This window comes from Stutzerimonas degradans, from assembly GCF_024448505.1.
In the GTDB taxonomy this organism is placed as follows: Bacteria; Pseudomonadota; Gammaproteobacteria; order Pseudomonadales; family Pseudomonadaceae; genus Stutzerimonas; species Stutzerimonas degradans.
The window spans coordinates 281,736-305,244 of the sequence record NZ_JAMOHV010000003.1; the positions used below are offsets into that span (position 1 = coordinate 281,736).

General features: G+C 61.6%; 25 protein-coding genes and 1 other RNA gene. 21 read left to right on the forward strand and 5 right to left on the reverse strand.

The window, feature by feature from the left end; translation table 11 throughout:
- The first annotated feature begins 236 nt into the window (after positions 1–236).
- The 5 genes from pilB to yacG all read left to right on the forward strand — a co-directional run bounded on the left by pilB (position 237) and on the right by yacG (position 4,936).
- Positions 237–1,940 carry a type IV-A pilus assembly ATPase PilB gene (gene pilB / locus NAV27_RS06505; RefSeq protein ID WP_102827579.1) on the forward strand — a complete coding sequence of 568 codons (1,704 nt, stop codon included), beginning with the start codon at positions 237–239 and terminating at the stop codon, positions 1,938–1,940.
- 1 nt (position 1,941) lies between these two features.
- Positions 1,942–3,159: a type II secretion system F family protein gene (locus NAV27_RS06510; RefSeq protein ID WP_102827578.1), complete on the forward strand. Its 1,218-nt coding sequence runs from the start codon at positions 1,942–1,944 to the stop codon at positions 3,157–3,159.
- 3 nt (positions 3,160–3,162) lie between these two features.
- Positions 3,163–4,032, forward strand: coding sequence for a prepilin peptidase (locus NAV27_RS06515; RefSeq protein WP_102827577.1), 870 nt, complete (start codon positions 3,163–3,165; stop codon positions 4,030–4,032).
- Positions 4,033–4,136: 104 nt separating this feature from the next.
- Complete coding sequence (gene coaE / locus NAV27_RS06520) at positions 4,137–4,742, forward strand: dephospho-CoA kinase (RefSeq protein WP_102827576.1); 606 nt, start codon at positions 4,137–4,139, stop codon at positions 4,740–4,742.
- The gene (gene yacG / locus NAV27_RS06525) at positions 4,739–4,936 is read left to right on the forward strand and encodes a DNA gyrase inhibitor YacG (protein WP_102827575.1); all 198 of its coding nucleotides are present in this window, start codon (positions 4,739–4,741) and stop codon (positions 4,934–4,936) included. The genes coaE and yacG overlap by 4 nt, the downstream gene beginning before the upstream one ends.
- Before the next feature lie 45 nt (positions 4,937–4,981).
- Here the strand turns inward: yacG and NAV27_RS06530 are convergent, their stop codons facing one another.
- Positions 4,982–5,665 (reverse strand): energy-coupling factor ABC transporter permease, encoded by a 684-nt coding sequence (locus NAV27_RS06530; protein ID WP_102827574.1) that lies wholly within the window; start codon positions 5,663–5,665, stop codon positions 4,982–4,984.
- Between the two features lie 412 nt (positions 5,666–6,077).
- Here NAV27_RS06530 and rplM point away from each other — a divergent pair, with 412 nt between their 5' ends.
- The 7 genes from rplM to NAV27_RS06565 all read left to right on the forward strand — a co-directional run bounded on the left by rplM (position 6,078) and on the right by NAV27_RS06565 (position 10,873).
- Positions 6,078–6,506: a 50S ribosomal protein L13 gene (gene rplM, locus NAV27_RS06535; RefSeq protein ID WP_009867981.1), complete on the forward strand. Its 429-nt coding sequence runs from the start codon at positions 6,078–6,080 to the stop codon at positions 6,504–6,506.
- A 14-nt stretch (positions 6,507–6,520) separates the two neighbouring features.
- A complete protein-coding gene (rpsI, locus tag NAV27_RS06540; protein ID WP_009867980.1) occupies positions 6,521–6,913 on the forward strand; it encodes a 30S ribosomal protein S9 in 393 nt (130 codons plus the stop codon).
- 249 nt (positions 6,914–7,162) lie between these two features.
- Positions 7,163–7,756: a ubiquinol-cytochrome c reductase iron-sulfur subunit gene (gene petA, locus NAV27_RS06545; RefSeq protein WP_102827573.1), complete on the forward strand. Its 594-nt coding sequence runs from the start codon at positions 7,163–7,165 to the stop codon at positions 7,754–7,756.
- Positions 7,756–8,967: a cytochrome b gene (locus NAV27_RS06550; RefSeq protein ID WP_102827572.1), complete on the forward strand. Its 1,212-nt coding sequence runs from the start codon at positions 7,756–7,758 to the stop codon at positions 8,965–8,967. Before petA ends, NAV27_RS06550 begins: the two co-directional genes overlap by 1 nt.
- Positions 8,967–9,746 carry a cytochrome c1 gene (locus NAV27_RS06555; RefSeq protein ID WP_009867976.1) on the forward strand — a complete coding sequence of 260 codons (780 nt, stop codon included), beginning with the start codon at positions 8,967–8,969 and terminating at the stop codon, positions 9,744–9,746. The genes NAV27_RS06550 and NAV27_RS06555 overlap by 1 nt, the downstream gene beginning before the upstream one ends.
- Positions 9,747–9,834: 88 nt before the next feature.
- Entirely contained in the window at positions 9,835–10,452 is a 618-nt protein-coding gene (locus NAV27_RS06560) for a glutathione S-transferase N-terminal domain-containing protein (protein ID WP_102827571.1), read from the forward strand.
- A gap of 13 nt (positions 10,453–10,465) precedes the next feature.
- Entirely contained in the window at positions 10,466–10,873 is a 408-nt protein-coding gene (locus NAV27_RS06565) for a ClpXP protease specificity-enhancing factor (protein WP_102827570.1), read from the forward strand.
- 168 nt (positions 10,874–11,041) lie between these two features.
- Here NAV27_RS06565 and NAV27_RS06570 read toward each other — a convergent pair whose 3' ends face one another.
- From NAV27_RS06570 to NAV27_RS06585, 4 genes are all read right to left on the reverse strand, one after another.
- Positions 11,042–11,617 carry a BON domain-containing protein gene (locus NAV27_RS06570; RefSeq protein ID WP_009867970.1) on the reverse strand — a complete coding sequence of 192 codons (576 nt, stop codon included), beginning with the start codon at positions 11,615–11,617 and terminating at the stop codon, positions 11,042–11,044.
- A complete protein-coding gene (locus NAV27_RS06575) occupies positions 11,614–12,207 on the reverse strand; it encodes a phosphoheptose isomerase (protein WP_037019933.1) in 594 nt (197 codons plus the stop codon). The genes NAV27_RS06570 and NAV27_RS06575 overlap by 4 nt, the downstream gene beginning before the upstream one ends.
- A gap of 79 nt (positions 12,208–12,286) precedes the next feature.
- Positions 12,287–12,649: a YraN family protein gene (locus NAV27_RS06580; RefSeq protein WP_009867966.1), complete on the reverse strand. Its 363-nt coding sequence runs from the start codon at positions 12,647–12,649 to the stop codon at positions 12,287–12,289.
- Positions 12,646–14,463: a penicillin-binding protein activator gene (locus tag NAV27_RS06585; protein ID WP_180981389.1), complete on the reverse strand. Its 1,818-nt coding sequence runs from the start codon at positions 14,461–14,463 to the stop codon at positions 12,646–12,648. The genes NAV27_RS06580 and NAV27_RS06585 overlap by 4 nt, the downstream gene beginning before the upstream one ends.
- A gap of 119 nt (positions 14,464–14,582) precedes the next feature.
- Between NAV27_RS06585 and rsmI the strand changes: the two genes are divergently transcribed.
- From rsmI to mraY, 9 genes are all read left to right on the forward strand, one after another.
- Positions 14,583–15,449, forward strand: coding sequence for a 16S rRNA (cytidine(1402)-2'-O)-methyltransferase (gene rsmI, locus NAV27_RS06590; protein ID WP_102827569.1), 867 nt, complete (start codon positions 14,583–14,585; stop codon positions 15,447–15,449).
- 84 nt (positions 15,450–15,533) lie between these two features.
- Positions 15,534–15,893: RNase P RNA component class A (gene rnpB / locus NAV27_RS06595), an RNA gene on the forward strand.
- A 294-nt stretch (positions 15,894–16,187) separates the two neighbouring features.
- Positions 16,188–16,643 (forward strand): division/cell wall cluster transcriptional repressor MraZ, encoded by a 456-nt coding sequence (mraZ, locus tag NAV27_RS06600; protein WP_009867961.1) that lies wholly within the window; start codon positions 16,188–16,190, stop codon positions 16,641–16,643.
- Positions 16,640–17,587 (forward strand): 16S rRNA (cytosine(1402)-N(4))-methyltransferase RsmH, encoded by a 948-nt coding sequence (gene rsmH, locus NAV27_RS06605; protein ID WP_102827568.1) that lies wholly within the window; start codon positions 16,640–16,642, stop codon positions 17,585–17,587. Before mraZ ends, rsmH begins: the two co-directional genes overlap by 4 nt.
- Entirely contained in the window at positions 17,584–17,874 is a 291-nt protein-coding gene (gene ftsL, locus NAV27_RS06610; RefSeq protein ID WP_009867959.1) for a cell division protein FtsL, read from the forward strand. The genes rsmH and ftsL overlap by 4 nt, the downstream gene beginning before the upstream one ends.
- Positions 17,871–19,598, forward strand: coding sequence for a peptidoglycan D,D-transpeptidase FtsI family protein (locus NAV27_RS06615; RefSeq protein WP_102827567.1), 1,728 nt, complete (start codon positions 17,871–17,873; stop codon positions 19,596–19,598). Before ftsL ends, NAV27_RS06615 begins: the two co-directional genes overlap by 4 nt.
- A complete protein-coding gene (locus tag NAV27_RS06620; RefSeq protein WP_102827566.1) occupies positions 19,598–21,061 on the forward strand; it encodes a UDP-N-acetylmuramoyl-L-alanyl-D-glutamate--2,6-diaminopimelate ligase in 1,464 nt (487 codons plus the stop codon). The genes NAV27_RS06615 and NAV27_RS06620 overlap by 1 nt, the downstream gene beginning before the upstream one ends.
- Positions 21,054–22,427, forward strand: coding sequence for a UDP-N-acetylmuramoyl-tripeptide--D-alanyl-D-alanine ligase (locus tag NAV27_RS06625; protein ID WP_102827565.1), 1,374 nt, complete (start codon positions 21,054–21,056; stop codon positions 22,425–22,427). Before NAV27_RS06620 ends, NAV27_RS06625 begins: the two co-directional genes overlap by 8 nt.
- On the forward strand, positions 22,427–23,509 hold the full coding sequence (gene mraY / locus NAV27_RS06630; RefSeq protein ID WP_009867952.1) for a phospho-N-acetylmuramoyl-pentapeptide-transferase: 1,083 nt from the start codon (positions 22,427–22,429) through the stop codon (positions 23,507–23,509). The genes NAV27_RS06625 and mraY overlap by 1 nt, the downstream gene beginning before the upstream one ends.

Genomic DNA, 23,509 nt, shown 5'->3' on the forward strand with positions numbered 1-23,509 from the left:
GAGTTTGATAATGTGATGCGCCGCAATTAATGGCGGCTGCCGCTGAAGACGGCGCCGGATTGCCGGGCGTTTTGCGTCAGCCGCTCCGGCCTGGTGAGTGAGTTTTTCTACGGTTGCGGGTCTCGACTGGATTCTTTGCGGGCGATATGTGACCAACAGCGTCACCTGTCGCGGGGCTGGTTTGCAGCTACCGGCTTCTGCGCTATAAGGCGGGCACGATTCGATGCGAGGCCGTCATGAGCGACAATATTTCCCTTTCGGGGCTGGCCCGGCAGATGGTGCTGGCCGGCGTTCTGGATGAAAAGACCGCCCAGCAGGCGCAGATCCAGGCGTTGCGCAGCAAGGCGTCGCTGGTCAGCTATGTAGTGCAGAATAAGCTGGCGAAAGGGCGAATGGTGGCCGAGCTGGCGTCTGAGCAGTTCGGTGTCGCGCTGTTGGATCTGTCGGCGGTGGACAAGGAAACCATGCCGAAGGAGCTGGTCAGCGAGAAACTGGCGCGCCAGCATCGGCTGCTGCCGCTGGCGCGGCGTGGCAACAAGCTCTATGTCGCGGTGTCGGATCCGGCCAACCATCAGGCCATTACCGATGTCCAGTTCAGTACCGGGCTGCATATCGAGGCCATCCTGGTCGAGGATGACAAGCTCGGCCAGGCGCTGGACAAGTTCTATGAAAGCGATGCGACCGGGCTGGAAGATCTGGGCGACGTCGACCTGGATGGCCTCGATGTCGAAACCGTCGCCGATGACGTCAAAGGAGACGAGGCGGGCGGCGACGCCGATGATGCGCCGGTGGTCCGCTTCGTCAACAAGATGCTGCTCGATGCGATTCGCGGCGGTTCGTCGGACCTGCACTTTGAGCCCTATGAAAAGGCCTACCGGGTCCGATTGCGTACCGATGGCATCCTGCATGAGGTGGCGCGGCCGCCGATCCAGCTCGCGCCGCGCATCTCGGCACGTCTCAAGGTGATGGCTGGGCTGGATATCTCCGAGCGACGCAAGCCGCAGGATGGCCGCATCAAGATGAAGATATCCAAAACCAAGGCCATCGACTTTCGGGTCAACACGCTGCCGACGCTGTGGGGGGAGAAGATCGTCATGCGGATTCTCGATCCATCCAGTGCGCGGATGGGCATCGATGCGCTGGGTTATGAGGAAGCGCAGAAGGAGCTGTACATGAATGCCTTGCGCCAGCCGCAGGGCATGATCCTGGTGACCGGGCCGACCGGTTCCGGCAAGACGGTTTCGCTGTATACCGGCCTGAACATCCTCAATACCATCGATGTGAATATCTCGACGGCCGAAGACCCGGTGGAGATCAACTTGGAGGGCATCAACCAGGTCAACGTCAACCCTCGCCAGGGTATGGACTTCGCCCAGGCGCTGCGTGCGTTCCTGCGCCAGGACCCGGACATCATCATGGTTGGCGAGATTCGCGACCTGGAAACCGCTGAGATCGCCATCAAGGCGGCGCAGACCGGGCACATGGTGATGTCGACGCTGCACACCAACAGCGCTGCTGAGACGCTGACGCGCCTGCGCAACATGGGCGTGCCGGCGTTCAACATTGCGACTTCGGTGAACCTGATTATCGCGCAACGTTTGGCGCGCAAGCTTTGTCCGAGCTGCAAGAAGGAAATCGACGTGCCGCGCGATACGCTGCTGGACGAGGGCTTCCCTGTCGATCGGCTCGGTACGTTCAAAATATACGCCCCGGTGGGTTGCGATAACTGCAAGGGGGGCTACAAGGGGCGTGTCGGTATTTATGAAGTGGTTAAAATCACGCCTGCATTGCAGCGCATTATCATGGAAGACGGCAATTCAATCGATATAGCCACCCAGATGCGTAAAGACGGTTTCAATGATCTGCGAACTTCGGCACTTGCGAAGGCCATGCAGGGCGTTACCAGTCTGGAAGAAGTCAACCGGGTGACCAAGGATTAACATGGCGCAGAAAGCGATAAAAACCAGTGTCTTCACCTGGGAAGGGACCGACCGCAAGGGCGCGAAGATCAAGGGAGAGCTGAGTGGGGTCAGCCCCGCGCTGGTCAAGGCGCAGCTACGCAAGCAGGGTGTCAACCCGCAAAAGGTGCGTAAGAAGTCGGTGTCATTGTTCGGTGCCGGCAAGAAGATCAAGCCGCTGGACATCGCGCTGTTCACGCGGCAGATGGCGACCATGATGAAGGCGGGGGTCCCACTGTTGCAGTCATTCGACATCATCGGTGAGGGCTTCGACAATCCCAATATGCGCAAGCTGGTGGATGAGCTGAAGCAGGAAGTTGCAGCGGGCAATAGTTTCGCAGCGTCGCTGCGCAAGAAACCGCTATATTTTGACGACCTGTATTGCAATCTGGTGGATTCCGGCGAGCAGTCTGGCTCGCTGGAAACGCTGCTTGATCGCGTGGCAACCTACAAGGAAAAGACTGAGGCCCTCAAGGCCAAGATCAAGAAGGCAATGAACTATCCGATTGCGGTGATCGTGGTGGCGGTTATCGTTTCGGCGATTTTGCTGATCAAGGTAGTGCCGCAGTTTCAGGAGGTGTTTGCCAACTTCGGCGCCGAGCTGCCGGCGTTTACGCTGATGGTGATCGGCCTGTCGGAAGCGCTGCAGGAGTGGTGGTTCGTTGTCCTGGCGGGCCTGATCAGCGCGGCCTTTGCCTTCAAGCAAGCGCACCGGCGCTCCGAGAAATTTCGCAATTGGTTCGATCGTGTGCTGCTGAAGGTGCCGGTCGTGGGCGAAATCCTTTACAAGTCCGCCGTCGCCCGCTTCACTCGTACGCTGTCGACGACCTTCGCCGCTGGCGTACCGCTTGTCGATGCATTGGATTCGGTAGCGGGGGCGACTGGGAACGTGGTGTTTCGCAATGCGACAATGAAAGTCAAGAATGATGTCTCCACCGGTATGCAGCTGAACTTTTCGATGCGCACGACTGGCACGTTTCCTTCGATGGCGGTGCAGATGACCGCGATCGGCGAGGAATCCGGCTCGCTTGATGAGATGCTGGGCAAGGTAGCCACCTTCTATGAGGATGAGGTGGACAATATGGTCGACGGCCTGACCAGCCTGATGGAGCCGATGATCATGGCGGTGCTGGGCGTGCTGGTTGGGGGGTTGATCATCGCGATGTACTTGCCGATCTTCCAGTTGGGAGCGGTGGTCTGACTCATGATGCTGTTTGATTTTCTGGCCAGCCATACGCTGGCCTTTGTTTTGTGTGCGGCGCTGCTTGGGCTGTTGGCAGGCAGCTTTCTCAATGTCGTCATCTATCGTCTTCCGCTCATGATGCAGCGCGAGTGGCAGGCGCAGGCGCGGGAGTTTCTGGAGCTGCCGGCCGAGTCGGCTGGGGCGACGTTCAACCTATTCCTGCCACCTTCGCGGTGTCCGCATTGCGCACATTCGATTCGGCCATGGGAGAACATTCCGTTACTGAGCTGGATGGCACTACGGGGCAGATGTTCGTCTTGCAAGAAGCCTATCCCTGCTCGTTATCCGCTGGTTGAGCTTGCTAGCGGGCTTCTCTCGGGTTACGTGGCTTGGCACTTAGGCTTTACTTGGCAGGCAGGCGCCATGCTGTTGCTGACCTGGGGGCTGCTGGCGATGAGTCTGATCGATATCGACCATCAGCTGTTGCCGGATTCGTTGGTGCTGCCGCTGCTCTGGTTGGGGCTGATTGTTAATAGTGGTGACCTTTTTGTGTCGCTGGTAGATGCCCTGTGGGGGGCGATTGCCGGGTACCTGAGTCTGTGGACGGTTTACTGGCTGTTCAAGCTGGTTACCGGCAAGGAGGGCATGGGGTACGGTGACTTCAAGCTGCTTGCGATGATCGGTGCCTGGGGCGGTTGGCAAGTACTGCCGCTCACCATTCTGCTGTCCTCGCTGGTAGGGGCCGTGCTTGGCAGCATCCTGCTGCGCATACGCCGTGCTGCGCAGGGCACGCCGATTCCTTTCGGACCTTATCTGGCTATTGCAGGGTGGGTCGCGTTGTTGTGGGGCGATTCCATTACTCGTAGTTATCTGCAGTTCGCGCATATCTGAGCCTGCGCCGTTTTAATTGTGGGGCGTAAAGGCTGGCTGCGTCTTGCATTGGGCGTGCTGAGTGACTACTACTGCGAGCCCGTTGGAATTGCGTGGATGTGTTGATGAAGCCTTGGATTCTCGGCTTGACCGGCGGTATTGGCAGCGGCAAGACGGCGGCGGCCAACCACTTCGCTCGTCTGGGCATACATGTGGTGGATGCCGATCAGGCTGCTCGGTGGGTGGTGGAGCCGGGACGTCCGGCGTTGCAGCAGATTGTCGAGCATTTTGGCCCGGGCGTACTGCATGAAGGGGCTTTGAATCGAGCGGCGCTTCGCGAGCGGATCTTCCTGGATCCAAATGAGCGCATTTGGCTCGAGCGGTTGTTGCATCCGTTGATTCGTGCAGAGGTTGCTGCGCATCTGGCCGATGCCGAATCGCCGTATGCGATCCTGGTTTCGCCCTTGCTGGTGGAATCAGGACAGTACCGACAGGTAGATCGCGTGCTAGTGGTAGATGTTCCGGAGGCACTGCAGGTCGAGCGCACCGTAGGGCGGGACCTGACCAGTGAAGAACAGGTGCGGGCTATTCTGAAGGTGCAGGCTTCGCGCGAGGAACGATTGCGTCACGCTGACGATGTGTTGCTGAACGATCACGACCTGGCCTGGTTGCAAGCGGAAGTGGAGCGCTTGCACCGTTTCTATCTGACGTTACGAGGAGGTCGGCAGTGACCGCGATCAGCGTTATATGTCCTACCTGCGGGGCGCCGGTGGAGTGGGGGGCGCAAAGTCCGCACCGGCCGTTCTGTTGCGAACGCTGCAAACTGATCGATCTTGGGGCGTGGGCTGCCGAGGAGCATGCAATCCCCGGTGATGGGGTAGAAGACGAGCTGTTCTCTGCTGATCTGCCGCTGTGTGAGCATTGATCTGGCGCCGGGTAGCAGGCAGAGCCCGGAGCTTGCAGTGTCAGGCTAGCGTTCTTCATCTTTCCAAGGTGCTTGCAGGTAGCGGCTGCGGTTGAAGCGCTCCAGCCAGTCCGGACAGAAAACCACCAATGCGGTGATAGCGGTGCCGTTGATGAAGGCTTCCGGAAACATTACCAGCCAGAGATAACCTGCGAAGTCCTCCAGCCAAGGAGGCATCGGATATCTCCCGTCCACCAGCAGTATGCCTAGCGAGGCCAGCACGCAGAACATCGCCGCCAGTGCCGCTGGGAAGAATCCGGAAAAGAATATAAAGACGAACAGGTTGCGTGGTTGAGCTCGTTCGACTAGACGTGCGCAGATTACGGTTATCAACACAGGAATAAGAATCAGCAGCGCGCCGTTCATGCCCAGTGCGATCAGATGCTGGTGACCGGTGAGCGTCAGGCCGAGTTGCGCGCTGAAGGCGGCGAGGATGGCCAGCGGCCAATCCAGCAAAAGCGTAACGGCGGTCAGTCCGATGAAATGGAAGGACAGTCCTGAGTCGAAGTCGCGCCGCACCAGCCAGAGCAGGAAGATCGCCAGCATGGCGCCAAACAACAAGTGCTGGCGCCTTGTGTCGCTGAACAGTTCAACCCACGGCGCGCGCCAGGCAGCCCAAAGCAGGGCGAGCGCATAGATCAACCAGCCCGCGAGAAGGCTGGCCGGCGCGAGCAGGTGCGCAGAGATCATTGAAGGCGATCCTCGGTATTTAGTTTGCGTGCATCTGTTTCAGGAGCGCAGCTTAGCGACAAGGTGGCGCGGGTGTCATTGGGTGTTCGCGCTCGTCGAAACGCTAACACGATGGGGTCAGATGATATTGCCGTAGAGGTGCACCACAAGGTGCGCCAGGTCGGATGGGCAAAAAGGCAGTTGCTATTTCTACGGCAATCAGGATAATTCCGCAGCCTGTCGCCGGGGATGCCTAGCCTGGTGACGCAAAGAAGGCAGGGGATGCCTAGCCTGCCGAATCACCGCCGTAGCGGACGCGCTGACCCGAGCCCCCGATAGCGTCTGTTTCCGGCTGTCCTGGCCTTGCCAGGGCGAGCACCATTCAGTAAGATTCGCCGTCTTATTTTCAGGGCGGCCCCTGAGGCTATAACGAATGAAGACTTTTACTGCTAAACCGGAAACCGTCAAGCGCGACTGGTTCGTCGTCGACGCTGCCGGCCAGACCCTGGGTCGTCTGGCAACCGAAATCGCTAGCCGCCTGCGTGGCAAGCACAAGCCGGAATACACCCCGCACGTCGATACCGGCGACTACATCGTTGTGATCAACGCGGAGCAGGTGCGTGTTACTGGTGCCAAGACTTCCGACAAGATGTACTACTCTCACTCCGGTTTTCCGGGTGGCATCAAGTCGATCAACTTCGAGAAGCTGATCGCCAAGGCGCCCGAGCGCGTGATCGAGACTGCGGTAAAAGGCATGCTGCCAAAGAACCCGCTGGGTCGCGACATGTATCGTAAGCTGAAGGTGTACAAGGGTGCCAACCACCCGCACTCCGCTCAGCAGCCCCAAGAACTGAAGATTTAACGGAATAGTTCATTATGTCGGCGACTCAAAATTACGGCACTGGCCGTCGCAAGACTGCAACCGCACGCGTTTTCCTGCGTCCGGGTACTGGCAAGATTTCGATCAACAATCGTGAGCTGGATAACTTCTTTGGTCGCGAAACCGCGCGCATGGTGGTTCGTCAGCCGCTCGAGCTGACTGCCACTGCCGAGAAGTTCGATGTGTACGTTACTGTTCTTGGTGGCGGTGTGACTGGCCAAGCTGGCGCTATCCGCCATGGCATCACCCGTGCGCTGATCTCTTATGATGAGACTCTGCGTAGCCCGCTGCGCAAAGCTGGTTTCGTTACTCGCGATGCTCGCGAGGTAGAGCGTAAGAAGATCGGCCTGCGCAAAGCGCGTAAGCGTCCGCAGTACTCCAAGCGCTAACAAGCGCTTCAAAAGAACGCCCGGCTCCGCAAGGTCCGGGCGTTTTTTTATGGGCGAGGTATTCGCTGCGACAGCATGTCGCGCGCCGGAGGCCGCGATCCTGTAGGGCTCCAGCCGATTTGTGTCAGGCTATTGCCTTGTCAGGAGGGGGGCTTTTCTTTACCATTTGGCGAATTTTTCGCGGCCCGATTTTACGTAGTAAATGCCTGCTTCCAAGCAGGTCATAAGAAGCTGATGGGAGACGACTGAATGAGCAATGACGGCGTGAATGCTGGCCGGCGTCGCTTCCTCGTAGCCGCCACTTCGGTGGTAGGTGCTGCAGGAGCGGTGGGTGCCGCGGTCCCGTTCGTGGGATCGTGGTTCCCGAGTGCCAAGGCCAAGGCTGCCGGTGCACCGGTGAGAGTGAATGTCAGCAAAATCGAGCCGGGACAGCAGATGGTCGCCGAGTGGCGGGGTCAGCCGGTATTTATCGTGCGTCGCACCGAGGAGGTGCTCGGCAATCTGGAGAAGCTGACTGCTCAGGTGGCCGACCCTGAGTCCAAGGCGTCGGTGCAGCCGACATATGTCGATCCGAAGAACCGTGCGATCAAGCCGGAACTGCTGGTGGTCGTCGGACTTTGCACCCATCTGGGGTGCGCGCCGTCCTTCCGTCCTGAAGTGGCAGCGGCTGACCTCGGTGCTGATTGGCTGGGCGGCTACTTCTGTCCTTGCCACGGCTCCAAGTACGACATGGCTGGACGTGTTTACAAGGCGCAGCCCGCTCCGTTGAACCTGCCGGTGCCCCCGCACACGTACGAAACCGATAATGTCATCATTATCGGCGTGGACCAGGAGAAAGCCTGATGAGCAAGTTCATGGAATGGGTCGATGCCCGCTTCCCCGCGACGAAAATGTGGGAAGACCATCTGTCCAAGTATTACGCGCCGAAGAACTTCAACTTCTTCTACTTCTTTGGTTCGCTGGCTCTGTTGGTTCTGGTCAACCAGATACTGACCGGTGTCTGGCTGACGATGAGCTTCGAGCCTTCGGCCGAAGGCGCCTTCGCGTCCGTCGAGTACATCATGCGCGACGTGGAGTACGGCTGGATCATCCGCTACCTGCACTCCACCGGCGCTTCGGCGTTCTTTGTGGTGGTGTATCTGCATATGTTCCGTGGTCTGCTCTACGGTTCGTACCAGAAGCCGCGCGAGCTGGTGTGGATCTTCGGCATGATGATTTACCTGGCGCTGATGGCCGAAGCCTTCATGGGTTATCTGCTGCCTTGGGGGCAGATGTCCTACTGGGGTGCCCAGGTGATCATTTCGCTGTTCGGTGCCATTCCGGTCATCGGCGACGATCTGACTCAGTGGATCCGTGGTGACTATCTGATCTCCGGCATCACGCTGAACCGTTTCTTTGCACTGCACGTGATTGCTCTGCCGATCGTGATTCTCGGGCTGGTCGTGCTGCACATCCTGGCGCTGCACGAAGTCGGTTCGAACAACCCGCTGGGCGTCGACATCAAGAAGACCAAGGACGAAAACGGCGTACCGCTGGACGGTATTCCGTTCCATCCGTATTACACCGTCAAAGACATCGTCGGTGTGGTGGTGTTCCTGTTCGTTTTCTGCGCCATCGTGTTCTTCTTCCCTGAAATGGGTGGCTATTTCCTCGAGAAGCCGAACTTCGAGGTGGCTAACGCATTTAAGACACCTGCGCACATTGCACCAGTTTGGTACTTCACTCCGTTCTACGCGATTCTGCGCGCGGTTCCGGACAAGCTGTTGGGCGTAGTGGCGATGGGGGCTTCGATTGCGGTGCTGTTCGTGCTGCCGTGGCTCGATCGCAGCCCGGTCAAGTCCATGAAGTACAAGGGTTGGATGAGCAAGATCGCGCTGCTGGCCTTCTGCATCGCCTTCGTGATCCTGGGTGTTCTGGGTGTTCTCGCGCCTACTCCGGAGCGCACGTTGCTGGCTCGGATCTGTACTGTTATTTACTTCGGATACTTCGTTCTGATGCCGTTCTACACCCGGCTCGAGAAGACCAAAGTGGTTCCGCAAAGGGTGGATGGCTGATGAAAAAGCAATTTGCTGCATTGATTCTCGCGATTCTGCCGGTCTTTGCGTTCGCGGCCGGCACCGAGCCTCACCTGGACAAGGTCGAGATCGATCTGACCGATAAGGCCGCGATGCAGGATGGTCTGAAGACGTTCGCCAACTACTGCATGGGCTGCCATGGAACGCAGTATCAGCGTTATGAGCGTGTCGCTACCGATCTCGGAATTCCGGAAGACATCATGATGAAGAATGTCGTCTTCACTGGCGCCAAGTTCGGTGATCATATGAAGACCGGCATGAAGGCCGAAGACGCCAAGGTCTGGTTCGGTGCTCCGCCGCCGGATCTGACGCTGGTTGCGCGCGTTCGTGGCAATGACTGGGTGTATACCTACATGCGCAGCTTCTATGAAGACCCGGCCCGCCCATACGGGGTCAACAACACGGTGTTCCCGAACGTCGGTATGCCGCACGTGCTGGCACCGCTGCAGGGCCGCCGCGTAATGGGTTGCAAGCAGGTGCAGGTCGTTGAGGACGGACGCAAGCAGTTCGATCCGCTGACCGGCACGCCGATCACTCAGGAAGCTTGCGATCAGATGATTGTGGAGCCGGGTACTGGCACCCTGAGCGAGGCGGAGTACGACGAGAAGATCAAGAATCTGGTGACCTTCCTGGCTTACTCGGCCAACCCGGTCAAGCTGGAAAGTCAGCGCATCGGCACCTACGTGCTGCTGTTCCTGGCATTCTTCTTCGTGTTCGCCTACCTGCTCAAGCGTGAGTACTGGAAAGACGTTCACTAAGTACTCTGCTGTTCAAGCTGCACCTCACGCGCGCCCAATGGGCGCGCGTGTTTTTTCTGCTTTCGGATAACCGCATGAGGAAGGACCTATGGCTGCAGCCAACCGCTTGGCCTGCTATTCCGATCCTGCCGATCATTACTCTCATCGAGTGCGCCTTGCGCTTGCGGAGAAGGGCGTCGCTGTCGAGGTCATTGATGTTCAGGCGGGGCAGTGCCCGGCGAGGCTGGCCGAGCTGAACCCCTACGCTGGCGTACCAACGCTGGTTGACCGTGATCTGGTGCTGTATGAGCCAGGGGTCATCCTTGAATATCTAGAGGAGCGTTATCCGCACCCGCCGCTGCTGCCGGTCTATCCGGTGGCGCGCGCCCACACGCGGTTGCTGGTGCATCGTATCCAGCGGGACTGGTGTTCGTTGGTTGACCGCATCCTGGATCGGCGTACCCGTGAAGAGGCGCGCACGCAGGCGCGCAAGGAGCTCAGGGAAAGCCTGAGCGGTGTTTCGCCGGTTTTCGCGGAGAAGCCGTACTTCATGAGCGATGAGATGAGCGTTGTCGATTGCTGCTTGTTGCCGATTCTCTGGAGATTGCCGGTGCTCGGAGTTGAGCTGCCGCGAGCGTCCCGACCGTTGCTTGGCTACATGGAGCGCAACTTCGCCCGCGAGGCTTTCCAGGCTAGTGTTTCATCCATTGAGCGCACTATGCGTTGAAGGAGGCTTTCACATGAATTCGAGTCGCCCTTATCTGGTCCGAGCGCTTTACGAATGGATTGTTGATAACGATTGCACGCCCCATCTGTTGGTCGATGCCGAATACCGCGGGGTGCAGATTCCGGCCGGTTTTGCCAACGACGGTCAGATCGTGCTGAATGTGGCGCCGAGTGCGGTGCGCAATCTGCAAATGGACAATGAGGCGGTAAGCTTCGAGGGGCGCTTCGGTGGTGTATCGCATTCCTTGTACATTCCCGCTGGTGCGGTGATGGCCATCTACGCGCGCGAGAACGGACAAGGTATGGTCTTTGAGATTGAGCCGACATCCCCGGACGATTCGCCTGCTGATGGGGGCGGCGCGGTGGATGGCGAGGGCGGCCAGCGTCCGGCGGGTCGGCCGAGTCTGAAGGTTGTTAAGTAAGGGCGGCGGAATCGGCGGAATCGGGGGCGAGGTTGGCTAAGCGCGCCGAAAGGCGGGAGCTGCTGAGGTGCTTGCGGTTTCTCTCGCACTCCGGAAAGCGACCGTTTCGTTTCTGCTCACGTGGCAGCCGAGGTGCTTTCCGCAGCTCGGCCACCTGCTGACTGATCGTTAATCGATGTATTCGAAGAGCTTGACGATGCGTTGCACGCCGCCGACACCTTGCACCACGCTGGTGGCGCGATTGCCTTCCTGGCGGGTCACCAGGCCCAGCAGATAGACGATTCCGTTTTCGGTGATCACCTTGATGCGCGAGCCCGGAACGCTGTTGTCGGCGAGCATCTGAGCCTTGATCTTGGTTGTCAGCCAAGTGTCGTTGCTTCGCGCCAGGGCCGATGACGGTTGCAGTACCTGCAGCTCGTTATGGACGCGCTTTACGCGCTGCACGGAGCTAGCCGCCTGCTCGGCCATCTGCTTGAGATCGCTGCGCGGCGTTTGCCCGGCCAGCAGAACGACGCCGTTGTAGCTGGCGACGACAATATGCGACCCCTGGTCAAGATCGACGTGGGCCTTGGCGATATTGACCGCCGCCTTGGTTTCGATCAGCGAGTCGTCGATGGTGCTGCCGATAGTGCGAGTGCCGCGATTGTCTGCAATCGGCTCTTCGCGCGTGGCGTTCAATACCGAACTGCAGCCTGTAGCGAGCAGGCACAGGCCGAGGAATGCAGGCAGGCGCAGCGCTTTCATTCTTCACTCCCAAACAGCTGATTGTCGATCAGATCGCACAGGCAATGAATGGCCAGCAAATGGACCTCTTGGATGCGCGCGGTAACGTTGGCCGGTACCCGGATTTCGACATCTTCCGGAAGCAGCAGCGAAGCCATACCACCGCCGTCTCGTCCGGTAAGGGCCACCACAAGCATCTCCCGGTCATGCGCGGCCTGGATGGCCTGGATCACATTCGCGGAGTTACCGCTGGTGGAAATCGCCAGCAGAATATCGCCCGGTTGGCCCAGCGCGCGTATCTGCTTGGAGAAAACCTCGTTGTAGCTGTAATCGTTGGCGATAGAAGTCAGCGTCGAGCTATCAGTCGTCAGCGCGATGGCGGGCAGACTCGGGCGTTCACGCTCGAAGCGGTTCAGTAGTTCAGAGGAAAAATGCTGGGCATCGCCGGCCGATCCACCATTGCCGCAGGTGAGAATCTTGCCCTCGCTGAGCAGCGCGTTAACCATCGCCTGTCCGGCTTGCTCGATGCTGGGCGCGAGGACGCCCATCGCTTGCTGTTTGGTGTCGATGCTGGCCTGAAAAAGCTGCCGAATACGGGTTTGCATATCCATCGATGGATGACCTTCAATGATGGGCAAGCCAGGGGAGGCTTGCTGTAAGCGTGCTCGAATGCCGCGCTGTGGTGAGCGTTCAGCTGTCAAAGGCGTTGCGGATCCAGTGCTGATCCATGATCGGCCCGCCGGCATCCAGTGCGATGACGTCGAAGCGGCAGGGGTACTTAGCCCAGCGAGCCTCTTGCTGCAGAAACAGTTCGGCGGCTCTGATCAGCTTTTGCTGTTTTCGGCTATCGACGCTGGCGGCAGCGCCACCCCAGGCCGCGTGGCGTCGGTAGCGAACCTCGACGAATACTACTGTATCGCCGTCCAGCATGACCAGATCGAGCTCTCCGCTGCGGCAGCTCCAATTCTGTGCCAGCAGACGCAGCCCCTGGCGGACGAGATAATCGTGCGCCAGGGTCTCGGTGCTGCGCCCCCGCGCCAGGTGTTCGCTCATGGCAAAGGATTGAGTGGCAGGCGTTCGACTTGACCGTCGCGAAATTGCGCCCAAGGCAGCTGTCGTTCGATGCGTTGCTGCGGATTGAGACTCAGTGTGCCGGACAGTCCGTCCAGCTGCGTATTCGGCAGCGCCAGCAGCTGATTCAGTCGCGGGGCGAGCAGGTAGGCATCGGCGCCCATTGCGTACAGGCGTCCCAGGCTGCCCGCGGCCTGCGGCCACTGTCGCTCGATCTGTTGGCGCAGCGGGAGCTGTGGATCGAGTAGCCACGGTGTTTCAGCGAAGCGGATGCCGTCGAGATCGAGATACTGGGTACGGTTCTGATTCGCCGCGTGCAGGTGTGATGTGGCGTAAACCGGGATGTCGCCGGCGTACTGGAAGATCAGCGTCGGGCGGACTTGCTGGGCTTGCTGCGGAGTGGCCGCAAGGAAGATGAAGTCGACATCCTGGCGGCGTGTGGGCTGACTGCTCACATCCTTGCCGAGCGTGTTCTGCACGCTCTGCGCGCGCGATTCGCTGTTGCGCAGCTGGAGCAGTGCGGCTATCTGGTTGGCTAGTTCCACGGGTTCTGCCAGCGGCTCGGCGGCGACCAGCGTACCGCCGGCATCCTCCCAGCTCTGACGGAAGGCTGCGAGGATGCGCGCACCCCATTCGCCGCGAGGGGCCAAGGCTATGGCGCGGCGATGGCCGTCCGCCCATGCGCGCCGGGCTACTTCGCGCGCTTCGTCTTCGGCTGCCAGGCCGAACTGGAACAGTTGTGGCGGTGTGTTCTGGCCTGCGTCGCTGTAATTGAGCGCCAGCGTTGTGATCGGCAGACGCTCGCGCTCGCTTAGCTGGCGTACCAGATCTTTTTCCAGTGGGCCGATGATGAGCTGGACACCATCTGTTTGCGCCTGCTGATAGACCGCGTCCAACGAGGAAATACGCGAGCTGTCGTAGAGTTCGATCCGCAAGTCGGCTGCGCCTGCCTGCTGGGCCTGCAAGTGTGCGGCAAGGAAGCCGTCGCGCAACGCCTGCGCCACGGACGCCAGCTGGCCCTGCATCGGCAGCAGGAGGGCGACGTGCGTAAGCGGCTGATCGGCGAGCTGGCGTAGCTGCTCGAGCGCCGCCGGCAGCTGTTTGGCGGCGGGGTGTTGAGGGTGCTGCGCGACCCAGCTGTCGATCGCTCGTTGCTGCTGCGCGAGGGTGCCGGCCTGTTTCACCGCTGCTGCGAGAGATAGCCAGCCGTCAAGATCGGTATCGCCACCAGCACCTTGGCTTTCCCCGGCCGGCAGTGCGGAAAGCAGGGCCCAGATCGCCTCATGGTTTTCCTTCGCTGCGGTGCCGCTGAGCAGCGGGGCGGTGAAGATGCGCTCACGTGCGGCGGCCAGCATCTGCCCATTGGCTTCCAGCATCCGTGCGCGAGCCGTCTGGCTGCGAATTTGCTGGTCGACCGGCAGCTCACCGAGGCGCTCGAAAGCCGGATGCGCCAGTGCTTGCTGAGCCTGTTGTGGTTGCCCCTCGCTCAGTGCGATTTCGGCCAAAAGGGTGCTGGCAAAGATCTGTTGGGCGGGCTTCAGGTTGTCCAGTGGCACCTGTTCGAGAATGCCTCGGGCCCGTGCTGTCTCGCCCTTGGCGAGACTCTGATCGGCCGCTGCCAGGCGCAACTCGGCGGCTTTCGCAGGATCGCTCTGATCGGCCTGCTGCAACAATTGCTGCGTCGTGGTCTGCGGTGTGCGCGGCAGCTCACCCAGCGTGGATGAGGGGGAACTGGCGCAGGCCGTGAGTAGTGCGACGAGGCCGAGAGTCAGCAGCGGGCGTAGGCGAGCCATCATGTAATCGTTCCTGAAGGCAAATGGCGAAATGCGCGGATTGTACCCAAGCACCGGCGCGGTCGCGATGTTGCGGCAGGCAATAGGGCTACAATGCGTGCTTTTGTGATGAGGTAAGCCCTGTGACTGCCACCGTCGCTGCGAATTCCGGTGCGGGTACGCTCTATGTGGTCGCTACGCCCATCGGCAATCTGGAAGATATCAGCGCGCGGGCGCTGCGAGTGTTGCGCGAGGTCGCGCTGATCGCCGCCGAGGATACTCGCCACTCGGCGCGTCTGATGTCCCATTTCGGGATCGCCACGCCCTTGGCGGCGTGCCATGAGCATAACGAGCGCGACGAGGGCGGGCGTTTTCTTGAGCGTTTGCAGGCGGGCGACGATATCGCGCTAATTTCGGATGCCGGTACGCCGCTGATCTCGGACCCAGGCTATCACCTGGTGCGGCAAGCACGTGCGGCTGGTATTCGCGTGGTGCCGGTGCCGGGGGCGTGTGCGTTGATTGCAGCGCTGTCGGCGGCCGGGCTGCCCTCAGATCGCTTCATCTTCGAAGGATTTCTGCCCGCCAAGACTGCCGGTCGCAGGGCGCGGCTGGAGTTGCTGAGGGAGGAACCGCGCACCCTGATCTTCTATGAGGCGCCCCATCGGATTTTGGAATGTGTGGAGGATCTCGAGGCGATCTTTGGCGCCGATCGGTCCGCCGTTCTCTGTCGTGAGCTGACCAAGACGTTCGAGACGCTAAAGGGGCTGCCGCTCGGACAGTTGCGCACCTGGATCGCGAGCGATAGCAACCAGCAGCGTGGCGAATGCGTGCTGCTGGTAGCCGGTTGGCAAGCGCCGGAGGACGACCAGGCCATCAGTGCCGAGGTGCTACGTGTGCTCGACTTGCTACTGGGAGAGCTTCCGCTCAAGCGGGCTGCGGCGTTGGCCGCCGAGATCACCGGCGTACGCAAGAATCTGCTCTACCAGCTGGCACTTGAGCGCAAGGCTTGAGGTGGTCGCGGCACTGGATTGCGCGACCGCTGCGCATCGGTCCGCCTTGCAGCGCTCTGCGCGCGACGGTACTCTGGCGGCCGGAGAGTCGATCGGACAGTCGCTGTCTCTTTTTGTTCCGGCAAAAGGGGAGGGAGGAAAGTCCGGGCTCCACAGGGCGAAGTGCCAGGTAACGCCTGGGAGGCGCGAGCCTACGGAAAGTGCCACAGAAAATAACCGCCTAAGCGCTTCGGCGCCGGTAAGGGTGAAAAGGTGCGGTAAGAGCGCACCGCACGGCTGGCAACAGTCCGTGGCTAGGTAAACCCCACTTGGAGCAAGACCAAATAGGGATCCATTGGCGTGGCCCGCGCTGGATCCGGGTAGGTTGCTAGAGGCAGTCAGCGATGACTGTCGTAGAGGAATGACTGTCCTCGACAGAACCCGGCTTACAGATCGACTCTCCGATTTTTCTGCGCTCCAACAACTCCCCAATTATTCCGAAAGATTATTGCTCTTAACAAAGCACTTTAACTTTGTTGGGCAATTCGTTCTGTCGTATCCCTTTTGCTATTCAGAATCCGTCCTTTTATTCCGCCTGTCTCGCTTAGCGACGCTAAATAACCGCGCCATAAGGGTTTTTCCCGTCGGGCTCGCCTTGACGGTGGGGGGCGGGCATTTCTATAGTGCGCCCAAGTGGTAGGAAGTGGCACGAAGTGGGTTTATATGGGCATGGATAGCTAATTCAGGGGAAGCGCAGCCGTGTTTCGCGGAGCCAACGCCATCAGTCTCGACGCCAAAGGCCGACTAGTTATGCCCAGTCGGTATCGTGACGAGCTGAATTCGCGTGGCGAAGGCCAGTTGATCGTCACGATCGACGCGGTTGACCGCTGCCTGTGCATCTATCCGTTGCCCGAATGGGAGTTGATCGAGGCGAAGCTGCGTGAGCTGCCCTCGCTGCGCGAAGAAACCCGTCGGCTGCAGCGTCTGCTCATCGGTAACGCTGTGGACGTGGAAATGGATGGCAGCGGCCGCGTGCTGGTGCCGCCGCGCCTGCGCGAGTACGCCCGGCTCGATAAGCACGCGATGCTGGTTGGGCAGCTGAACAAGTTTCAACTGTGGAACGAGGACGACTGGAACGCGATTTCCGACGCGGATCTGGCGGCCATCAAGCAACCCGGCGGTCTGCCGGAAGAACTACGTGACCTAATCCTGTGAGCCAGATCAGCGAGCTGCGACATATCACCGTGTTGCTCGACGAAGCCGTCGCGGCGCTGGCCGTGCGGCCGGACGGTCGCTATCTGGACGGTACGTTCGGGCGCGGTGGGCACAGCCGGCTGCTGCTCGAGCAGCTTGGCCCGCAGGGGCGGTTGCTGGGGTTCGACAAGGACCCGCTAGCGATCGCTACGGGGCAAGCACTGGCGGCCGAAGACGGCCGCTTTGTCGTTGTGCAGCGAAGCTTTGCAGAGCTCGGCGACGAAGTGGTGCAGCGCGGCTGGACCGGTACGCTGAGCGGTATCCTGCTGGATTTGGGGGTTTCCTCACCGCAGCTAGACGATCCGGCGCGCGGCTTCAGTTTCCTCAATGACGGCCCGCTGGACATGCGCATGGACCCGTCGCGAGGCGTCAGCGCGGCCGAGTGGATCGCCCAGGCAAACGAAGACGATATCGCCCGGGTTTTCAAGGATTACGGCGAAGAGCGCTTCGCCAAGCGCATGGCGCGTGCCGTGGTGCAGCGGCGCGCGGAAAAGCCGTTCGAGCGTACGGCTGACCTGGCCAAGGTCCTGACCGACGCCAATCCCGCGTGGGAGAAAGGCAAGAATCCGGCGACCCGTGCGTTTCAGGGCCTGCGCATTTATATCAACAACGAGCTGGGTGACCTTGAAACGGGTCTGGATGCTGCCCTCGAAGCGCTCGAGGTCGGTGGCCGGCTGGTGGTGATCAGCTTCCATTCGCTGGAAGATCGCATCGTCAAGCAGTTCATGCGGCGTCACGCCAAGGGCGAGGCAGACCAGTTGCCGCGAGGCCTGCCGGTCATACCGAAACCTTTCGAACCGCGCTTGAAACTGATCGGCAAGGCACAGTTTGCCTCCGAAGCCGAAGTCCGTGCGAATCCCCGTTCGCGCAGCGCCGTCATGCGCGTCGCGGAGAAAGTGCGATGAGCCGCCGGCTTTCCGCCATGCCGCGTGGCAGCCTGCTCATGCTGGTTCTGTTCGTCTGCGTGCTGCTGTCTGCGATTGCGGTTGCTTACAGCGCGCACTGGAATCGCCAGCTGCTCAACGAGATGTATGCCCAGCTGAGCGTGCGCGATAAGGCGCAGGCCGAGTGGGGGCGACTGATTCTGGAGCAGAGCACCTGGACCGCTCACAGCCGTATCGAGGCGCTGGCTACCGAGCAATTGAAGATGCACATCCCCGCGGCGGCGGACGTGCAGCTGGTGGCGCCATGAAACTCGACGGCGCGCTGTATCCCTGGCGGTTTCGCATCGTCCTGGCCCTGCTTGCGCTGCTGGTCGGCGTGATCGCCTGGCGTATCGTCGATCTGCAGGTGATGGATCAGGCGTTCCTGCAGGGTCAGGGTGACGCGCGTAGCGTGCGGCATATTCCTATTCCGGCGCATCGCGGGCTGATCACCGACCGCAATGGCGAGCCTTTGGCCGTCAGCACCCCCGTCACGACCCTGTGGGGTAATCCGAAGGAGCTTCAGGCTGCGCGCGCGCGCTGGCCGGAGCTGGCCGCCGCGCTGCGGCAAGATCCCGCCGCCTTGAGCGAGCGCCTGCAACAGCTGGCAACGCGCGAATTCACCTACTTGGTACGCGGCCTGACGCCTGAGCAGGGCCAGGCCGTGCTCGACCTGAAAATTCCCGGCGTTTATGCGCAGGAAGAGTTCCGCCGCTTCTATCCGGCCGGCGAAGTGGCCGCACATCTGGTGGGTTTCACCGACATCGACGATCGCGGCCGCGAGGGCATGGAGCTGGCCTACGACGAGTGGCTGGCGGGCGTGCCAGGCAAGCGGCAGGTGCTCAAGGACCGTCGCGGGCGTCTGATCAAGGATGTGCAGGTGGTCCAGAACGCCAAGCCGGGCAAGCCGATGGCCCTGTCGATAGATCTGCGTCTGCAATATCTGGCTCACAGTGAGCTGCGCAATGTCGTGCAGGAATACGGCGCAAAGGCCGCCAGCCTGGTGATGGTCGACGTCCAGACCGGCGAAATCCTCGCGATGGCCAACCAGCCGACCTACAACCCCAACAACCGCCGCAACCTGCAGCCGGCGGCGATGCGCAACCGCGCGATGATCGACGTGTTCGAGCCTGGCTCGACCGTCAAGCCGTTCAGCATCGCCGCCGCGCTGGGAACCGGCAAATACCAGCCTGATTCGGTGGTCAACACCCTGCCGGGCTGGATGCGCATCGGTCGCTACACCATTCGCGACGTTTCGCGTGGCGGCATGCTCACGCTGACCGGCATCCTGATGAAGTCGAGCAACGTCGGCATCAGCAAGATCGCCCTGGATATCGGTGCCGAACCGGTCTACACGGTGATGCAGCAGGCCGGTTTCGGCCAGGACACCGGCCTGGGCTTTCCTGGCGAGCGCGTCGGCAATCTGCCCAATCATCGCAAGTGGCGCGATGCCGAAACCGCCTCGCTGGCCTACGGCTACGGCCTTTCCGTGACCGCGGTGCAGCTCGCGCATGCCTACGCCGTGCTCGGCAACGAAGGCGTCAACGTGCCGCTGTCGCTGCTGCGCCTGGACCGTACGCAGGAAGGCGTGCAGGTCATCGACAAGCAGATTTCCAGCACCGTGCTGCAGATGCTGCAGGCCGTCGTCGAGGAAGAAGGCGGTGGCGGTGCGCGCGCGCAGGTGCCGGGATACCACGTCGGCGGCAAGAGTGGCACCGCGAAGAAGATCTCCGGCACCGGTGGCTACACCAAGGACGCCTACCGCTCGTTCTTCGCCGGCGTCGCGCCGCTGTCCAACCCGCGCATCGCCGCCGTGGTGGTGGTCGACGAGCCGAGCAAGGGGCAGTACTACGGTGGCCTGGTAGCCGCGCCGGTGTTCGGCAAGGTGATGGCGCGGGCGCTGCGCCTGATGAACGTGGCTCCGGACAATCTGCCGCCGCCGGCGCCGGTTCAGACCGCCGAGGCAACCACGAGCAAGGGAGGGCGTGGCTGATGCCGATGCCATTGAATCAACTGCTGCCCCAGGCCGACAGTTCCGTGCTGATCCGCGAGCTGACTCTCGATAGTCGCAAGGTGCTGCCGGGCGATCTGTTCCTCGCCGTTCCTGGTCTGCAGCACGACGGTCGCAGCCATATCGCCGACGCCATTGCACGTGGCGCGGCGGCCGTTGCCTATGAATCCGAAGGCGCTGCGCTGCAGCCGGCCGGCGATGCGGTGCTGGTGCCGGTTCGCCAGCTCGCCAGCCAGCTGTCGGCAATCGCCGGCCGCTTCTATGGCGAGCCGAGCCGTAGCCTGCATCTGCTCGGAGTGACGGGCACCAACGGTAAAACCAGTGTCAGCCAACTGGTCGCGCAGGCGCTGGATCGTCTCGGCGAGCGCTGCGGCATCATCGGCACCTTGGGCAACGGTTTTCATGGCGAGCTGGAGCAGGGCTACCACACCACGCCGGACGCCATCGGCGTGCAGGCGACGCTGGCCAGCCTGAAGCAGCACGAAGCGCGCGCCGTGGCGATGGAAGTCTCCTCGCACGGGCTGGAGCAGGGTCGCGTGGCCGCGCTGGCGTTCGACGTGGCGGTGTTCACCAACCTGTCGCGTGACCATCTGGATTACCACGGCAGTATGGAAGCCTACGCGGCGGCCAAGGCGCGTCTGTTCGACATGCCGGGTCTGCGCTGTCGCGTGATCAATCTGGACGACGCGTTCGGCCGCAGCCTGGCTGCGCAGCCGCAGGAGTCGCGCCTGATCACCTACAGCCTGGAGGACGCCTCGGCCGATCTGTACTGTCCGGAGCCGCAACTGGACGACGACGGCATTCATGCGCGGCTGATCACACCGCAGGGCGAGCGCTCGCTGCGCAGCCCGCTGCTGGGGCGCTTCAATGTCAGCAACGTGCTGGCAGCCGTCGGCGCGCTGTTGGGCATGGACTGGCCGCTGGATGAAATTCTCGCCGTGCTGCCGGAACTGCACGGTCCCGCCGGTCGCATGCAGCGCCTGGGCGGCGGCGACCTGCCGCTGGTGGTGGTCGATTACGCCCATACGCCCGATGCGCTGGAAAAGGTGCTCACCGCACTGCGTCCTCATGCGCGCGGACAACTGGTTTGCCTGTTCGGCTGCGGGGGCGAGCGCGACCGCGGTAAGCGTGCGCTGATGGCGCAGGTCGCCGAACGGCTGGCCGATCGGGTGGTGGCGACCGACGACAATCCGCGCAACGAGCCGGCCGAGCAGATTCTGGAAGACATTCGTCAGGGCTTCGCCCAGCCGGAGCGGGTTCAGTTCCGCCCGGGACGTGGCGCTGCGATCGCCGCGGCGATTGCCGCCGCGCAGCCGGAGGATGTGGTGCTGCTGGCCGGCAAGGGGCACGAGGACTATCAGGAAATCTGCGGCGTGCGTCAGCCGTTCTCCGACCTGGATGAAGCTCGCAAGGCCCTGGCCGCCTGGGAGAAGCATGATGCGTGACGCCATGCGCCTGAGCGCGCTGACTCTTCCGCTCGCTGGCCGGCTGGTCGGCGCTGATGCTGTCTTTGCTGCGGTCAGCACCGACAGCCGCGCTATCCAGCCGGGGCAGCTTTTCGTTGCCCTCAGCGGTGCGCGTTTCGACGGCCATGCCTATCTCGCCGAGGTGGCGGCCAAAGGCGCAGTCGCGGCACTGGTCGAGCGCGAGGTAGAGGACGTGTCGCTGCCGCAGTTGGTGGTAGCCGATACGCGTCTCGCGCTTGGTCGCCTTGGCGCACTGAATCGTGATGGCTTCGACGGTCCGGTGGCCGCGATTACCGGCTCCAGCGGCAAGACCAGCGTCAAGGAAATGCTTGCCAGCATTCTACGCGCCGCCTTCGGCGAAGATGCCGTGCTGGCGACCCGTGGCAATCTGAACAACGATCTCGGTGTGCCATTGACGCTTCTTGAGCTCGGCTCTCGGCATCGCGCGGCGGTCATCGAGCTGGGTGCGTCCCGCCTGGGCGAGATCGCCTATACCGGCGGTCTGGTTCGTCCGCAGGTAAGCCTGATCACCAACGCCGGCACTGCTCACGTCGGCGAATTTGGCGGCCCCGACAAGATCGTCGAAGCCAAGGGCGAAATCCTCGACGGCCTGGCGGCTGACGGCATCGCGGTACTCAATCGTGACGACAAGGCATACCCGCGCTGGGCCGCACGCGCAGCCGGCAAGCGCATCGTCAGTTTCGGGCTGCAGAGCCCGCTGGCCGATTTTCATGCCGGATCGATCGCCTTCGATGTGCGCGGTTGCGCCAATTTCGTCCTCACCGGCCCGCGCGCAGCGGTCCGGGTTCAGCTCAACCTGCTCGGTCGGCATAGCGTCGCCAATGCCCTGGCTGCCGCCGCTGCGGCGCATGCGCTGGGTGTCGCACCGCAGGCCATCGTCGAAGGCTTGCAGAACCTGCAGCCGGTCAAAGGGCGCGGCGTCGCACAGATGCTCGGCAACGGCGCGCGCCTGATCGACGACAGCTACAACGCCAACCCGGCTTCCATCTGCGCAGCGATCGACGTCCTCAGCGGATTCGCCGGGCGTACCGTTCTCGTCCTTGGCGACATGGGCGAGCTGGGCGAATGGGCCGAACAGGCGCACCGCGACGTTGGCGCCTATGCGCGCGGCAAGGTCGATGTGCTCTATGCGGTCGGTCCGCTGATGGCGCATGCAGTAGCTGCATTCGGCGCCGGAGCCCGGCATTTCGCCGATCAGGCGAGCCTGATCGAGACGCTGCGTAGCGAGCAGGGCAACACCACCATTCTGGTCAAGGGCTCGCGCAGCGCGGCGATGGACAAGGTTGTCGCCGCCCTGAGCGATGTCGTCATGGAGAAACACTGATGCTGCTGCTGCTCGCCGAGTACCTGCAACAGTTCCACAAGGGCTTCGCGGTCTTCCAGTACCTGACCCTGCGCGGGATTCTTGGTGTGCTCACCGCACTGGTGCTGTCGCTGTGGATGGGCCCCTGGCTGATCCGCACCCTGCAGCTGCGCCAGATCGGCCAGGCGGTGCGGACCGACGGCCCGCAGTCGCACCTGTCGAAGTCCGGCACGCCGACGATGGGCGGTGCGCTGATTCTCAGCGCCATCGCCATCAGCACGCTGCTCTGGGCCGATCTGTCCAATCGCTACGTCTGGGTTGTGCTGGCGGTGACGCTGCTGTTCGGCGCCATCGGCTGGGTCGACGACTACCGCAAGGTGATCGAGAAGAACTCGCGTGGCCTGCCGAGCCGCTGGAAGTATTTCTGGCAGTCGGTGTTCGGCCTCGGTGCTGCGGTCTTCCTCTATATGACCGCGCAGACGCCGGTGGAAACCACGCTGATCCTGCCGCTGTTGAAGAACATCGAAATTCCGCTGGGCATCGGCTTCATCGTGCTGACCTACTTCGTGATCGTCGGCTCGAGCAACGCGGTGAACCTCACCGACGGCCTCGACGGCCTGGCGATCATGCCGACGGTCATGGTCGGTGGCGGTCTGGGCATCTTCTGCTACCTGTCGGGCAACATGAATTTCGCCGAGTACCTGCTGATCCCCTATGTACCGGGTGCTGGTGAGCTGATCGTGTTTTGCGGTGCGCTGACCGGTGCCGGCCTGGGCTTTCTCTGGTTCAACACCTATCCGGCCCAGGTCTTCATGGGCGACGTCGGCGCACTTGCGCTGGGCGCCGCGCTGGGCACCATCGCCGTCATCGTTCGCCAGGAAGTGGTGCTGTTCATCATGGGCGGCGTGTTCGTGATGGAAACCCTGTCTGTGATGATCCAGGTCGCCAGCTTCAAGCTGACCGGCAAGCGTGTGTTCCGCATGGCGCCGATCCACCACCATTTCGAACTCAAGGGCTGGCCCGAGCCGCGGGTGATCGTGCGTTTCTGGATCATCACGGTGATCCTGGTGCTCGTCGGCCTGGCCACATTGAAACTGAGGTAA